Origin of the sequence: Hyphomonas sp. UBA4505 (assembly GCF_002388685.1) — a bacterium.
Classification (GTDB): Bacteria; Pseudomonadota; Alphaproteobacteria; order Caulobacterales; family Hyphomonadaceae; genus Hyphomonas.
Genome location: NZ_DGMZ01000010.1, coordinates 47,621 through 62,458, shown reverse-complemented (window position 1 = coordinate 62,458; position 14,838 = coordinate 47,621). Strand labels below are relative to the sequence as shown.

General features: G+C 57.9%; 14 protein-coding genes. 7 read left to right on the top strand and 7 right to left on the bottom strand.

Annotated elements, in window-relative coordinates:
• The first annotated feature begins 10 nt into the window (after positions 1-10).
• Both B3527_RS06325 and B3527_RS06320 read left to right on the top strand, forming a co-directional pair.
• A complete protein-coding gene (locus B3527_RS06325) occupies positions 11-2,179 on the top strand; it encodes an RNA degradosome polyphosphate kinase (protein WP_206993062.1) in 2,169 nt (722 codons plus the stop codon).
• 5 nt (positions 2,180-2,184) lie between these two features.
• A complete protein-coding gene (locus B3527_RS06320; RefSeq protein WP_206993063.1) occupies positions 2,185-3,663 on the top strand; it encodes a Ppx/GppA family phosphatase in 1,479 nt (492 codons plus the stop codon).
• Positions 3,664-3,674: 11 nt separating this feature from the next.
• On the opposite strand, the gene rnd is transcribed toward B3527_RS06320, so the two are convergent.
• Positions 3,675-4,841, bottom strand: coding sequence for a ribonuclease D (gene rnd, locus B3527_RS06315; RefSeq protein WP_034813294.1), 1,167 nt, complete (start codon positions 4,839-4,841; stop codon positions 3,675-3,677).
• Positions 4,842-4,939: 98 nt separating this feature from the next.
• Between rnd and aspS the strand changes: the two genes are divergently transcribed.
• A complete protein-coding gene (gene aspS, locus B3527_RS06310; protein WP_290479116.1) occupies positions 4,940-6,772 on the top strand; it encodes an aspartate--tRNA ligase in 1,833 nt (610 codons plus the stop codon).
• Between the two features lie 77 nt (positions 6,773-6,849).
• On the opposite strand, the gene B3527_RS06305 is transcribed toward aspS, so the two are convergent.
• Positions 6,850-7,590 (bottom strand): pentapeptide repeat-containing protein, encoded by a 741-nt coding sequence (locus B3527_RS06305; RefSeq protein ID WP_206993065.1) that lies wholly within the window; start codon positions 7,588-7,590, stop codon positions 6,850-6,852.
• A 160-nt stretch (positions 7,591-7,750) separates the two neighbouring features.
• Positions 7,751-10,006 (bottom strand): hypothetical protein, encoded by a 2,256-nt coding sequence (locus B3527_RS06300; RefSeq protein ID WP_290479115.1) that lies wholly within the window; start codon positions 10,004-10,006, stop codon positions 7,751-7,753.
• 196 nt (positions 10,007-10,202) lie between these two features.
• On the opposite strand from B3527_RS06300, the gene B3527_RS06295 reads away from it, so the two are divergent.
• Genes B3527_RS06295 through B3527_RS06285 form a run of 3 tightly spaced genes read left to right on the top strand, consistent with a single transcriptional unit; the run spans position 10,203 to position 11,591 of the window.
• Positions 10,203-10,595 carry an NADH:ubiquinone oxidoreductase subunit NDUFA12 gene (locus B3527_RS06295; RefSeq protein ID WP_034813292.1) on the top strand — a complete coding sequence of 131 codons (393 nt, stop codon included), beginning with the start codon at positions 10,203-10,205 and terminating at the stop codon, positions 10,593-10,595.
• Positions 10,588-11,115, top strand: a complete 528-nt coding sequence (locus tag B3527_RS06290; protein WP_290479114.1) for an outer membrane lipid asymmetry maintenance protein MlaD — start codon at positions 10,588-10,590, stop codon at positions 11,113-11,115. The genes B3527_RS06295 and B3527_RS06290 overlap by 8 nt, the downstream gene beginning before the upstream one ends.
• A complete protein-coding gene (locus tag B3527_RS06285; protein WP_290479113.1) occupies positions 11,115-11,591 on the top strand; it encodes a DUF2155 domain-containing protein in 477 nt (158 codons plus the stop codon). The genes B3527_RS06290 and B3527_RS06285 overlap by 1 nt, the downstream gene beginning before the upstream one ends.
• Here the strand turns inward: B3527_RS06285 and aat are convergent.
• The 4 genes from aat to B3527_RS06265 form a co-directional block, all read right to left on the bottom strand.
• Positions 11,504-12,181 carry a leucyl/phenylalanyl-tRNA--protein transferase gene (gene aat, locus B3527_RS06280; protein WP_206993067.1) on the bottom strand — a complete coding sequence of 226 codons (678 nt, stop codon included), beginning with the start codon at positions 12,179-12,181 and terminating at the stop codon, positions 11,504-11,506. The two genes, B3527_RS06285 and aat, sit on opposite strands and share 88 nt — an antisense overlap.
• 76 nt (positions 12,182-12,257) lie before the next feature.
• Positions 12,258-13,628: an acetyl-CoA carboxylase biotin carboxylase subunit gene (accC, locus tag B3527_RS06275; protein ID WP_034813286.1), complete on the bottom strand. Its 1,371-nt coding sequence runs from the start codon at positions 13,626-13,628 to the stop codon at positions 12,258-12,260.
• A 1-nt stretch (position 13,629) separates the two neighbouring features.
• A complete protein-coding gene (gene accB, locus B3527_RS06270; RefSeq protein WP_290479112.1) occupies positions 13,630-14,100 on the bottom strand; it encodes an acetyl-CoA carboxylase biotin carboxyl carrier protein in 471 nt (156 codons plus the stop codon).
• 15 nt (positions 14,101-14,115) lie between these two features.
• A complete protein-coding gene (locus B3527_RS06265) occupies positions 14,116-14,550 on the bottom strand; it encodes a type II 3-dehydroquinate dehydratase (RefSeq protein WP_290479111.1) in 435 nt (144 codons plus the stop codon).
• A gap of 64 nt (positions 14,551-14,614) precedes the next feature.
• Here B3527_RS06265 and thiS point away from each other — a divergent pair, with 64 nt between their 5' ends.
• On the top strand, positions 14,615-14,827 hold the full coding sequence (gene thiS / locus B3527_RS06260) for a sulfur carrier protein ThiS (RefSeq protein WP_290479110.1): 213 nt from the start codon (positions 14,615-14,617) through the stop codon (positions 14,825-14,827).
• The last annotated feature ends 11 nt before the right edge of the window (positions 14,828-14,838 follow it).

The following is a 14,838-nucleotide window of genomic DNA, read 5'->3' as shown; positions in this document are numbered from 1 at the left end:
GTTTGGCATCATGGCCGATGGACAGTCTGGAACCCAGAAGCAGATGATGAATTCGCCGGAGCGGTTCCTGAACCGGGAATTGTCTTGGCTGGAGTTCAACCAGCGTGTGCTGGAAGAAGCGTCGAACACCGACCATCCCCTTCTTGAGCGCCTGAGGTTCCTGTCGATATCGGCGAGCAACCTCGATGAGTTCGAAATGGTGCGCTATGCGGGCCTGCGCGAACAGGTGCGGGCCGGCGTTGTCAAAGCCAGTCAGGATGGCTTGACCCCAGCCGAGCAGGTGGAACGGATTGAAGAGGCTTCCCTGAACCTGATCGCCGAACAGCAAGTGCGCTGGCGCAGCCTCAAGCAGGAACTCAATGCCGAAGGCGTTCATGTGCTGGGCGTGAAGGAACTGAACAAGAAAGACCGGGTTGAGCTGGACAAGTATTTCCGGTCAAACATCTTCCCGGTCCTGACACCACTCGCAGTCGATCCCGCGCATCCGTTCCCGTTCATTCCGAATCTGGGCTTTTCGATTGCGATCAATCTGGTCGCCAAGGGGAATGGAGATGCCCATGTAGGCATCATTCCATTGCCGGCCTTTGTGCGGCGTTTCATTCGCCTGCCCAAAGGCACCAAGGGCAATTTGCGCTTCATTGCGCTGGAAGATGTCATCGGCATGTTCATCGATGAACTCTTTCCCGGGTTTGAGGAGAAAGACCGCTGCCTGTTCCGTGTGATCCGTGACAGCGACATCGAGATCGAGGAAGAAGCCGAAGATCTGATCCGCGAATTCGAAGTGTTGCTGAAGCAACGTCGCAGGGGCCGGATCGTTCGTATCCGAATGCAATCCAGTGCGCCGGAAGACCTGCGCCGACTGATCACGCATGAGATCGGCGCTGAAGAAGCCGACATCGTTCTCTATGATGGCATTCTTGGAATGGCACAGCTATCGGAACTGATTGTCAGTGATCGGCCAGACCTGCAGTTCCCGTCCTATGAGCCGCGCTACCCCGAGCGTATTCGCGAGATGGGGGGTGACTGTTTTGCGGCGATCCGTGCAAAGGACATTCTGGTTCATCATCCATTCGAGACGTTTGATGTTGTAGTCCAGTTCATCCGGCAGGCCGCAGCCGATCCGCAAGTCGTTGCGATCAAGCAGACGCTCTACCGAACAACGGCGAATTCACCGATTGTCGCAGCCCTGGTGGAAGCGGCAGAGGCCGGAAAAAATGTTACCGCATTGGTCGAGATCAAGGCGCGCTTTGATGAAGAAGCCAATTTGCGACTTGCACGCGACCTTGAGCGCGCGGGTGTTCAGGTTGTCTACGGTTTCATCGAGTACAAGACCCACGCGAAAGTGTCGCTTGTGGTGCGCCGCGAAAGTGATGAGCTGCGCACATATACGCATTACGGGACGGGCAACTACCATCCGATCAATGCGCGGATCTACACAGACTTGTCGCTATTCACGGCGGATGCGGCGCTGGGTCGTGACGCCAATCGGCTCTTCAACTTTGTGACGGCCTATCGCGAGCCACCCTCTGTCGGTCCTGTGATGGAAAAGGTTTCCATGTCGCCACTCGACATGAAAGAGAAACTCATCGGGATGATTGAGGCAGAGGCAGACGCGGCGCGCCGGGGCGAACCCTGCGGCGTCTGGGCGAAGATGAACTCGCTGGTCGATGGCGAAGTGATTGATGCGCTCTATTCGGCCAGCCAGGCGGGCGTGCCGATCATTCTGGTTGTGCGCGGCATCTGTTGCCTGCGTCCCGGCGTTCCGGGCTTGTCTGATAATATCTCTGTAAAGAGCATTGTGGGTCGATTCCTGGAACATTCCCGAATTGTCTGTTTTGCCAATGGGGAGGTTCTGCCATCGCCCAAGGCCAAAGTGTTTATCTCGTCTGCGGACTGGATGCCGCGAAATCTGAACCGACGTGTCGAGGCATTGGTGCCGGTTGAAAATCCAACCGTTCACCGTCAGGTGCTGAACCAGATCATGGTCGCCAATCTGAATGACGAACAACAAAGTTGGATCATGGGAGAAGACGGCGTCTATGAGCGAATGGAATTGCGTCCCGATACAGAGACTTTCTCGGCCCACACATATTTCATGGACAATCCCAGCCTGTCTGGACGCGGGAGCGCGCTCGAAGTCAGCCTGCCGCCACGTCTGAAACCTCGCGAAGGCGTTTAGGTTTGATGTTTCCCAAATCAGAACGTGCGGCAATTATCGATATCGGGTCAAACTCGGTACGTCTGGTGATCTACGATGTTCTGGGCGCTTCAATCCTTCCGACCTTCAATGAGAAAGTCATGGCCGGATTGGGTCAGGGCTTGATGCAGACGGGGCAGCTTTCGCCAACTGGTGTTGAATCGGCGTTGAAGGCTCTTGGTCGGTATCGCGCGATCCTGAAAGCCTTGCACTTGAGGCATTACACGGCTGTGGCAACTGCAGCCGTGCGGTCAGCCGAGAATGGTCCGGAGTTCATCAGCCTGGCGTCCAAGGCGCTGGGACGGCGCGTGGTGGTTCTGTCGGGAGAGGATGAGGCACGCTTGTCGGCCGTTGGCGTAGAGGCGAGCTTCCATGCGCCACTCGGCATGATCGGCGATCTTGGCGGATCTAGTCTTGAGTTCAAGCAAATCGGCGGCAAGGCCGCAGACGGGGAGAGCCTGATGCTTGGCCCGCTCTCTCTGGTCGAGGGGGATATTGATCTGAAGGCGCTGCGCCGTACCATACGGGCGGAGCTCAAGACGTCTGATGTGCTGGCAAAATCGACGGGGCGCTTCTATGCGGTGGGCGGCGCATGGCGGACCGTGGCAAAGCTGAACATGCAGATCGAGGACTATTCGCTCAAAGTGCTGCAGGGCTATCAGATGTCGAAATCCCAGGTCGACAAGGCAGCAAAGCTCTGCTTCGACAGCGTAACCAGTTCGACGGCGCGGGCGATGCTGGAAAACGTCGACAAACGCCGCGCCAAGCATTTGCCGGTCGCGGCGATTCTGCTTCAGGAAATTCTTGGCAACAGCCGGTTGGAGGGCGTGACCATTTCCTCGGCAGGCTTGCGGGAAGGCGTGCTGCGGGATGCGCTGGGCGCGCCTTTGCACGATCCGCTGATGGATGGCGCGATCGCGTTCGCGCGGCTGGACAAGAACCAGATCCTGTTCGGCGAAGCGCTGCATGATTTCATCGCGCCGGCCCTGGCCCCCGAGCCGGACTTGTTCGGATCGCCTGCCGCGGACATAAGAATCGAGAAGGCGGCCTGCATGATGGCTGACAGTGCCGGGCGGTTCCATCCGGATCACCGATCCATCATGGCCTATGATCAAGCGCTCAGGGCGCCTTATGTCGGCGTCTCGCACGGCGAACGCGCTCTGATCGCCTATGCCATTGGATGCCGCTACCAGAAAGACTTCAAGAGACCGGATGAGTATGTCGCGCTCACGACGCCGGAGCAGGATGAGCGCGCCCGCCAGATCGGGAGTGCGATGCGACTGGGGGCTGTGTTCTCGGGTCGGTCAGGGCCGATCCTTCAGCGGGCCAGACTGGTTCGCACGCATGATACGCTTCAGTTGAAAGTGTCGAAAGCCGATGAGGCGATGGTTTCGGATACGGTCGAGCGCAGGCTTTCGCAAACGGCGAGCCAGCTGCGTTTGAAATCGGATGTCATTATTAGTTGAGGCTGAGCAGCCTAGACGTCGAACAGTCTGACTTGACCGCCCTCAAAAGATACGGCCAGTTTCCCATTCAGCAGGGCCTGTGCGCGTTTCCCGAACATGTCATAACGCCAGCCTGACATGGCGGCAATTTCGTCACCCGTCTCACCGCGAGCGATCCGGTCGATATCGGCCGCATTTGCGATCAGGCGGGGCACGACGTCATTCTCCTCGCTGACATGCTTGAGGAGCACTTTGAGCAATTCGGGCGCACCAGCGGGGATCTGGGCGTTCTGGACCCGCGGGCCAAGCTCGGGCGCGTACTTGTCTGGATTGTCGATGGCATCGATTGCTGCCTCGAGCAGGCCATTGCCGAATTTCGACCGAATGAACCCATTTGGCACTGCGCGGAGCTGGCCGAAATCGCCCTCGGAGCGCGGTTTCTGGCTGGCGATTTCTTGAATCGCGTCGTCCTTCAGGATCCGGCGGCGTGGTTTGTCCAGTTCTTGCGCCATGGTTTCGCGCCAGGCGGCAACGGCCACGACAATGGCTGCATAGTCTTTCTTCGGCTTTCGCAATTTGAGTCGCTGCCATGCCTTGGCGGGGTCGGTATCGTATTTGGCGGGATCTTCCAGATCTGCCATTTCCTCGCGCACCCATCCCAGGCGTCCAAGCTGTTCCAGCTCATCGCGCATTTTGAGATAGGCGTCCCGCAAATGCGTTACGTCGCCAAGGGCGTAGACCAGTTGTTTCTGGCTGAGTGGACGGCGGGTCCAGTCTGTGAACTGGCTCGATTTGTCGATCTGGCGCTTCAGCACGCGCTGAACGAGATTGTCGTATGAAATCGAATCGCCAAGGCCGAGCGCCATCGCGGCGACCTGGGTATCGAAAATCGGGCCGGGTGGGTGGCCGATCAGACGGTTGAATATTTCGAGGTCCTGACGGGCGGCGTGAAACACTTTTACCCGGTTGTCTGCGGCGATCAGATCGAGGAAGGGACCGATGTCCAAATCCTCGGCCAATGGGTCGATCAGGCCTTCTACGCCGGGGGCGGAGGCTTGGACGAGGCAGAGTTCCGGCCAGTAGGTCGTCTCCCGATGAAACTCGGTATCGACGCAAATAAAGTCGGATTCAGCGAGCTTTCCGCACAGATCTTCCAGTGCGGACTGCTCAGTAATGGGAGTCAGGGTGTTGTCAGTCATCGCGCGCTTGCGTATCGCATCGCCTTGACAATTGCGAGAGCTTGAATGCCTTTCGCGCTTTTATTTCTGTTGGACCGTATTTCCGGAGAAAGTTTCCGATGCACGCCTATCGCTCCCACACCTGTGGGGAACTTCGCAAGTCCCATGTCGGTGAAACCGTAAAACTGTCTGGCTGGCTTCACCGTCGCCGCGATCATGGCGGGGTGATGTTCATCGACCTGCGCGATCATTACGGCCTGACGCAGATCGTGTTCAATCCGGGCTCACCTGGTTTCGGCACGGTTGAGCGACTGCGTGCGGAGAGCGTGATCACGCTGGAAGGCAAGGTCGTGGCCCGCGATGAGGGCCTCGTGAACCCGAATCTGGCCACGGGTGAGATCGAGGTCGTGGCGGGCGAAGTTACCGTCCAGTCGGAAGCCGCCGAGCTGCCGCTGCCTGTGTTTGGTGAACCGGACTATCCGGAAGAGATCCGCCTGACGCATCGCTATCTCGATCTGCGCCGCGAGACGCTGCATAAGAACATGATCCTGCGCAGTCAGGTGATCGCCAGCCTGCGCCGCCGCATGCTCGAACAGGGCTTTACGGAATATCAGACCCCGATCCTGACGGCGTCGAGCCCTGAAGGCGCGCGCGACTTCCTCGTGCCGAGCCGTATCCATCCGGGCGAGTTCTACGCGCTGCCGCAGGCGCCGCAGCAGTTCAAACAATTGCTGATGGTGTCGGGGTTCGACCGCTACTTCCAGATTGCGCCTTGTTTCCGCGATGAAGACGCGCGCGCAGACCGCTCACCGGGCGAGTTCTATCAACTTGATATCGAAATGAGCTTTGTCACGCAGGAGGACGTGTTCAATGCGATCGAGCCCGTCATGGCGGGTGTGTTCGAGGAGTTCGCAAACTGGGAAGGCAAGGGCCGAAAAGTTCCGGATGGAGTGTTCCCGCGCATCCCCTATGCCGAAGCCATGGCGAAATACGGCTCCGACAAGCCGGACCTGCGCAATCCGATCGAACTGGCGGATGTGTCCGAATTCTTCGAGGATGACAGCAAGACTGGGTTTGGCATCTTCGCGAAGATCATCGGCGGGGGTGGTCGCGTGATCGCGATCCCAGCACCCAAGGCGGCTGCGGAGAAATCCCGCAAATTCTTCGACGAACTCGACAAGTGGGCGAAGAAGGAAATGCAGGCACCAGGACTTGGCTATGCGCGTCTAAAAGAGGCCGATGGCGGCGGTGTCGACAGCCAGGATCCTGTGCTGAAGAATTTCGAACCTGCCCATCTCGCGGCGCTTCTTGAGAAGCTCGGTCTGGGGGCTGGCGACGGCATCTTCTTCTCGGCCGGCAAGAAAAGCGACGCCTACAAGCTCGCAGGCGCCGCGCGGACAAAGGTTGGCGAAGAGCTGGGCCTGATCGAGGATGGGGTGTTCCGCCTCTGCTGGATCGTCGACTTCCCGATGTACGAATATGACGAAGACAACAAGAAGGTCGATTTCAGCCACAACCCGTTCTCCATGCCTCAAGGCGGAATGGATGCGTTGTTGGCTGCTGATACTGAAGAGAAGCAACTGGACCTGAAGGCTTATCAGTACGACATCGTCTGTAACGGTGTGGAACTGTCCTCTGGTGCGATCCGGAACCACAGCCCGGAACTGATGCTGAAAGCGTTCGAGCTGGCAGGTTATGGCCCTGACGTTGTGGAAGCGGAGTTTGGCGGCATGCTGAACGCATTCCGCTACGGCGCGCCACCACATGGTGGCATTGCGCCGGGCGTAGACCGGATCGTCATGCTGCTCGCTGATGCCGAGAATATCCGCGACGTTACGCTGTTCCCGATGAACCAGCAGGCGCGTGACCTGATGATGCAGGCCCCGAGCCCTGTGGACGAAAAGCAGCTCAAAGAGCTTCACATTCGCCTCGCGCCGCAGATGAAGTCGTAAGCATTACGCCGCATCCCAAATTACAAAGGGCGGAGGGCCAAGCGCTCCGCCCTTTTCATTGACTTGCGTTTGCAAGTCTATTTGCTGGCAAAGGCCGCAGGCGCGACGGCTGTGCCGCAGAGCGGCAGGGTAAGGGTCGCTGGAAGGGTGGAACTGAGCGAGACGCACGCGCCCTCGAAGTCTGCGGTTTCAGCGCCTTTCAGGCCGGACAGGTCGGCGTCAATGAAGCGGACGTCCTTGAATGAGGCGCCATGCACAGCCGCGTTCCGCAGTTGGGAACCGGTCATGTTTGAGCCGTTGAAGACGGCGCCAGCCAGAATCGTTTCGTTTAGCCAGGACCCGGTGAGATTGGCGCCTGACAGGTCTGCCGATTCCATCCGGGATCCCGTCAGGTCTGCCGAAGCAAAATTGGCTCCAACAAGCAAGGCGGTTTGAAGATTCGCGCCGCGAACATTTGCGCTCCGAAAATCAGCTCCAGATGCTTGAATACCCTGAAGACGTGCATCAGACAGAATGGCTCCAGCGAATTGAGCAGAGGTAAGAATGGCGCCCCGCATGTCTGCGCTGGTCGCATTAGCGTTCTCAAAATTGGCATTGCCAGCCTGAACACCACGCATGAAAGCGTATTCCATGTTCGCGCTGGAATAGTTTCCGCCAGCGAGGGACCAGCCAGTCAAATTCTTGCCGGATAGGTCACACTCCCCGCAGGCGCCTGCATAACCGGGGGACCAGGCCACGGGTTGGCTCTGTGCCTGTGCCGACAAGGCGACAAAGGACATGGCGGATGCGGTAAGAAGTGCATGTACCAAGCGGATCATGGAACATGGATAACGCCTGATTTTGTTACCCCAAACTGAACAAACAGTAAGGACTGCCTAAAACACGGGAAGTGTTGCAATTCCGCCATGCCTTGGAAGACAGCGATTAACCGAAATTCGGAGAAAGAACCGCCGGTTTCTATTGATCATCTTGAAGTAATCAGGACGGAACTTCGCTCGTATCCTGTAATTCCTGCCCACACGTATCGCACTCGGCATCCCCGTCCTCGCTGATCTGGAACAGTGTGAAGCTACCACAATTCGGGCACGCGTCGGTGAGGTAGGCTGGCGCGTTCAACGTCTCATCGTCGCCCTCCTCACCGGAAAGCTTTTCTTCGCGTTTCTTGTCCAGGATGACGATATTGTCCGGCAATTGCCCGCGTGAGAAGCCACGTGAGATCAACTGGGCGGCTTCTTCCGTAAACTCTGCAGTTTCGCGGGTTCCGTCCCCAGCGCCCCGACCGAGGCCGTCATGGGTGACATCGGCTTCGGCGAGGTCGTCCCGGCCGAGATAGGACACGGCGAGTTCGCGGAAGATGTAGTCTAGAATGGAGGTCGCTTTGGTGATGCGATCATTGCCGGTGACGGCACCAGCCGGCTCGAACCGGGTAAACACGAAGGCGTCGACGAATTCCTCCAGCGGCACACCGTATTGCAGACCGATAGAGGTGGCGATCGCAAAATTGTTCATCAGGCTCCGGAAAGCGGCGCCTTCTTTATGCATATCAAGGAAAATCTCCCCGAGCGCACCATCATCAAACTCGCCCGTATGGAGGTAGACCTTGTGACCGCCGACTGATGCCTTCTGGATATAGCCTTTTCGGCGATCAGGGAGTCGGGTACGGGCATTTGGACCGTGACCCGTGAGAGCCGAACTTTGAGGGGATTGGTGTGGAATCTCGGCCTCTGCCGCCAGCTCGTCGGCGAGGCTGAGAATATGGTCCATGCGCTCGGCCACTTCTTCGTTTGCCGATGCCCGTATGCCGATCAACAGGGCGGACAGGCCTGCCTCGATAGCCTTGTCGGCCAAATCCAGACCGTCTCGCCCATTCACCCGGACGGTCGTCTGCCCGCCAAGCGCTTCGGAACACGCCATCGCGAAAGCCAGTTCAGCTTCTTCACCAACAGAAAGGTCCAGCCCGCATTGGCGAAAGGCCTGGGTGGCAACATCTTCGACCGTACCGTCAACGGCAGCTTCAGCATTTGAAATATCTTTTCTGGAGAACCCCATCGCGGAGAGAAGTGCGAGACCATCCGAATCGAAATTCTCTGGGGCCAGTTTCAGATCTTCGCTGATGATCTCGTCACCCAATACCCATCGGGAGAAGGCGGCGTTCAGGGGTAGTCCGTCGCTGAGCGCGCGTGTAACCCGGTCGAGGGCAGCTTCGGAGAAGCCGCGGTCTCGCAAACGGTCTGCCCCAAGGGCGGCTTCCAGGTCTTCACCTCCACAATTGGCCACCCGGTCCAATATTGTTGGGAGAGATTCTGGCGCGGTACGTGATATCGCCAGTCGAGCGCATCGCGCCAGGGTCGGGCCGTCATCGGAATAGGCCAGTACGGTGCGCACAGGCCCAGCGCCCTCGCTTTCGCATTCAGGCATCAAATCGGCGAGGTCTGTGATGGGCAGAATGGCAACCGTACAGGATTTCCGGGACGTTGCTCTGCGTGCCTCGAGACCGAGTACGCTGGCATGGCCTGCGGCTAGCGATGAGCCGGCTGCATGGGCCTTTACAAGGGCACATATCGCAGCCGCTACCGAACGTCCGTCGTCGCTATCATAGGAGAGGCCAAGCGAAAGCACGGCTGCGCCGAGACCCTGTATCAGGAGCAGGCCGTCTCCGACGCTTTTGCCAGCTGCTTCCGCCACAGAGCTCAACAAATCTGTTTCGAGTCCATCGGGGCTGACTGCCAGCGAGACATCCAGCAACCGACAAGCGGTACGTGCCGGAGCGAGGTCATCCTGAGCAAGAAGGATTTCAGCGCCTTCTTTGAGGGCACTTAATAGCAGAGTGTCGAATTCCGGATCGGCCGATTCTGCGCTGAAGACTGCTGCGGGGGGAGGCTGGTTATTGGCAGCGGCGATTCTCAAGGCCTCCGCCGTGCGTGCAAAACCGTCTGGCTGACGCAGCGCTTCTTCAAGTATGTCTTGCGGTAGGCCTGATGCCACGGCCTCCGCCAATTCTGCATTGCGTGGTGCATTGCCCAGACGTTCCAGCATTTCGGCGGTGGCAATCTGGGACGCGCCGAGCAAACCAGCAGACGCATAGGCGGACGCAACATTTCTCAGAGATTCTTCAGTAATCGGCCGCCGCCGTTTTCCCGCGGCCCGGAAGGCGGTTCCGAACTCCATCTCCGGAGAAAGCAGGCCGTCAGTCTCGGCGGCCTCCACAATGGACGCAATCTCTGCAGTTTTCATTAAACCCTCCCGCGAATCACCAGCGAATCACATATTCGAGCGTGACGGTTCCGGTCAGGGGTATCAACCATTCCGGCAGCAAAATTAGCGGTCAGATCATAAAAACGTGCGTCGCATTGCCTGCGGCTGCCGTATGGATTAACTGCCCGGATAACGCCATATTACGGCCAACAAGACAGGTCAGGACATCCTCACGATGCTGAAACAGATTTTTACCTGGTGGAGCGGCAATACGATCGGAGCGGCTTTTGATATCAAGCGGCGCTCTGGCTATGTCGGGACCGACGAATACGGCAACCGCTATTTCGAGGAGCGCAAGCCGTCTCTCGAAGGGCGCAAGCGTCGTTATGTGATGTACAAGGGCCTGGCCGAGCCATCCAAGGTGCCTGCGGACTGGCATGGCTGGCTGCATCATACTGTCGAAGATCCGCCCACCAAGTCGCCGCTTACGCGCCGTGAATGGGAAACGGACCACAAGCCCAATATGACGGGCACTCCTTACGCCACCAAGCCGAAGGGCAGCTTGTCGACTGACATGGCACGCCAGAAGGCATCAGGCGACTATGAGGCATGGAACCCCGATGCGTGAATCACTCTTCGAAACCTTGATTGGCGCCGCCGTGGTCGCGGTGGCTGGTATCTTCCTCTGGTTCGCGATCGACCGCGGTGGAGAAACCCAGTCGCAAGGTGATCAGTACGAGCTTGAGGCGCGTTTCAACAATGTATCGGGCATTTCGCGCGGTTCCGATGTGCGTATTGCCGGTGTGAAGGCTGGCATCGTCAAAAGCATCGTGGGTGATCCGGAGCGGTTTGAGGCGGTTGTAACGCTCAGCCTGGATGAAAAATGGGCCCTGCCGGACGATACGGATGCCCGGGTGTCGACTGACGGTCTTCTCGGCGGAGCTTATGTGGCTCTGGAACCAGGCGGCAGCTTCGACAATATCCCTCAGGATGGGTCTGGTGAGATCAAGTATACGCGTGGCAGCGTAGACCTGCTGACCCTGTTTGCGTCCTTTGCTTCAGGCAGCGGTGGTGATGGTGCGTCCGACCCGGCGGCCCGCCCAGATGCCACAGCAGACGATGCATATCCGGATGAGGATTACCAATAATGCGTATGATGGTCTCTGCACTTGCATTGGCCGCCCTCGTTGGGGGCGCCGGACACGCGGCCACCTTCGTCCAGAAGGATACGGCCACGTTGCGCGCGCTCGACAAGATTACCGGCCGCTCCACGGATATTGACGTGAAAGTGGGTGAGCCGGTTGTCTTCGGATCCCTGAAGGTCGAACTGCAGGTCTGTTACCAGACCCCGCCGGAGGAAGCGCCGGAAAGCGCAGCATTTCTCAAGATCGCCTCGACCCAGCCCGTGGCTGTTGAGACGATGGAAGCTGCTGTCGATGCGGAGGATGTCGAAACCGTCAGCGAAGATAATCCAGAACTCTTTTCGGGCTGGATGTATGCTTCATCGCCAGGACTCAGCGCGCTTGAACATCCTGTCTATGATATCTGGGTAATACGCTGCGCTGCGCCGGAGCCTGTGAAGCTCGCACCACGTCCGTCCGAAGAGGATGCGGAGTTCGAATAGAATTTGGCCTCTACAGTGAGGGCGTCTTTCAAGAGTTTCTTGAAATCCTGACGGGGTATTTCGATAAGCCCGAATTGCTCCAAGTGGGGATTATGGAACTGCGCGTCGAGCAAGACGAAACCGTCTTCGAGAAGATGCGCCACCAGATGGACCAGCGCAATCTTTGACGCGTCCGTCGCGCGTGAGAACATGCTTTCTCCAAAGAAGGCGCCGCCAAGTGCCACCCCATAAAGGCCGCCGACCAAATTGTCGCCGTCCCAGCACTCGATGGAATGGGCGTGGCCCTCGCGGTGGAGCGAGCTGTACAGATTCAGAATGGGCGAGTTGATCCAGGTGCTTTCGCGCCCCTTTGCACTCTCAGCGCACAATTCCATGACACGCGTAAAGGCCTGATCAATGGTCACGCGAAACGGATCCTGCTTGACCTTTCGGAGCAGGCGCTTGGGCACGTGGAAATCACCAAGCGGAATGATCCCTCGCATATCAGGGTCGACCAGAAACAAGTTCGGGTCATTTCGGGCATCGCCCATGGGGAAAATCCCCCGACGATAGCAAGCAAGCAGATCGGATGAACTAAACCGCTGTGACATGGAATTATATGAACCAGCGGCTTATGTGATGTCTACCCTTTGTCGATCCTTGTGGAACGCGAAAGGTGAAAAATGCTCACTTTTTTGTATCAGTTTGATTTTCAAGAAACTTTTCGAGCCAGTGAATATTGTATTCACCTTCGAGTACATCCTCATTCTCGACGAGTTCGCGGTGCAGATCCAGCGTCGTGAAGACCCCGCCGATGACCATTTCCTGCAAGGCCCGGCGAAGGCGCATGATACACTCACGGCGGGTTCGCCCGTGCACGATCAATTTGCCGATCAGCGAGTCGTAGTGAGGAGGAATGCGGTAGCCCGAATAGGCCGCACTATCGAGTCTGACATCAGGTCCGCCGGGTGCGTGGAAGTCTGTGATCAGGCCCGGGGAAGGCACGAACGTCTTTGGGTGCTCGGCATTGATCCGGCACTCGATGGCGTGACCGACCAGCATGACATCTTCCTGCCGGAATGAGAGTTCCTTCCCTTCGGCAATGCGGATTTGTTCGCGCACCAGGTCGATGCCTGTGATCATTTCGGTGACAGGGTGCTCGACCTGGAGCCGCGTGTTCATTTCGATGAAGTAGAATTTACCGTCTTCATAGAGGAACTCGACCGTACCGGCGCCGCGATAACCAAGTTTTTCCATCGCACGGGCGCAGATGCCGCCGATCTCTTCACGCTGGGCCTGATTCAGAGCAGGCGAGGGCGCTTCCTCGAAGACTTTCTGGTTACGTCGCTGCAGCGAACAATCGCGCTCCCAGAGATGGGCTACATTGCCATGCGTGTCAGCGATGATCTGGACTTCGATGTGACGCGGGCCCTGAAGATATTTCTCAAGATACACGGCATCATCACCGAATGCAGCCTTGGCTTCGGTCTTGGCGGTTCGAACGGCATTTTCGAGGTCTGCTTCAGTCTTGGCGAGCTTCATGCCTCGGCCGCCGCCGCCAGCAGATGCTTTTACGAGGACCGGAAAGCCGATTTTCTTGGCGGCCTTCTTGGCTTCGGCAATAGACGACAAAGCGCCTTCTGAACCGGGTACGCACGGCACGCCCGCTTCTATCATTGCGGCCTTGGCAGCGATCTTGTCGCCCATGATGCGGATATGCTCGGCCGTAGGACCAATGAACGCGAGCCCATGTGCTTCGACCATTTCGGCGAATTGGGCGTTCTCCGACAGAAAGCCGTATCCCGGATGGATCGCGTCCGCGCCGGTGATCTCGGCAGCGGCAAGGATCTGCGACTTCTTCAGATAGCTTTCGGACGATGGCGCAGGCCCGATGCAGACACTCTCGTCCGCGAGGCGCACAGCCATGGCGTCGCTGTCTGCTTCGGAATGGACGACCACGGTGGACAGTCCCATTTCCTTGCAGGCGCGGTGAATCCTCAGCGCGATCTCGCCGCGGTTTGCGATGAGAACCTTCTTGATAACGGGTTGGTCAGCCATATTACTCGATCAGAATGAGAGCTTCGCCATATTCAACTGGCTGGGCATCAGTGACGTAGATTTCTTTGACGGTACCGGCCTTGTCGGCTTCGACCGGATTGAAAGTCTTCATGGCTTCAACGAGCAAGATCGTGTCGCCCTTTTTCACCTTGTCGCCAACGCCGACGAATTGCTTCGCACCGGGTTCAGGCGACAGGTATACGGTGCCGACCATCGGAGACTTGATGGCGTTGTCAGATGTCTGAGGTGGAGCGTCTGTGGTGGTGACAGGGGCAGCTGCTGACGGAGCAGCGGCAGCCGGTGCAGCGACCGGCGCGGCCATAGCGGCCTGCACAACCGGCGCAGCAGGTTTGCTGACGCGGATGCGTAGGCCTTCATGTTCAACTTCAACTTCGCCAAGGTCTGCTTCCCGCAGAATGGCTGCGAGTTCCCGGACAAGTCCGGTATCCAGCTTGTTCTTCGTTGTGCTCATGGGATGTCAGGTCTCTTATTTGCCCGTGAGGGTCTTTGCCGCCATTAGCGCCAGCTCATAACCATAGGCGCCAAGGCCTGCAATCGTGGCCTTCACAGCGGGGGATACGTAATTCACCTGGCGGAACGCTTCGCGCGCCGCAGGATTCGACAAATGAACTTCAATTACAGGGATTTTGCACGCTTTCAGCGCGTCGTGAAGAGCAATGGATGTATGCGTGTAGGCTGCAGCATTCAGAATGATGGCGGCGCCCTTTTCAGATGCCTCCTGAATCCAGCCCACCAATTCGCCTTCATGATTCGTCTGGCGAAGCTCCAGCGGTGTTCCATCTGCCAGCGCTTCGAGACGTGCATGGATGTCAGCGAGGGTCTCGTGCCCGTAAATCTCGGGCTCGCGTGAGCCGAGAAGGTTGAGGTTTGGGCCTCCAAGGACATATACGGGCTTGGTCATAGTCTTCCGTCTTGCGCTGTAACGCCGGGCAAGGCAAGGGGGCTGGTGAACGGAGAAAACCCGAATGTTGATTACAGTCAATGGCGTATCTCGCGAAGTCGAACCTGGCCTGACGCTGGCCATGTTGGTGCTTCAACTGGCAGGCGAGTCCGGCAGGGATCAGCGCGGCATTGCGATTGAGCGAAATCTCGAAATCGTGCCGAAGTCAGAGCATGCCAGCACTGTGATTGAGGACGGCGACAAGATAGAAGTGGTTCAGTTCGTGGGTGGTGGCTGATCGCTTGCGAT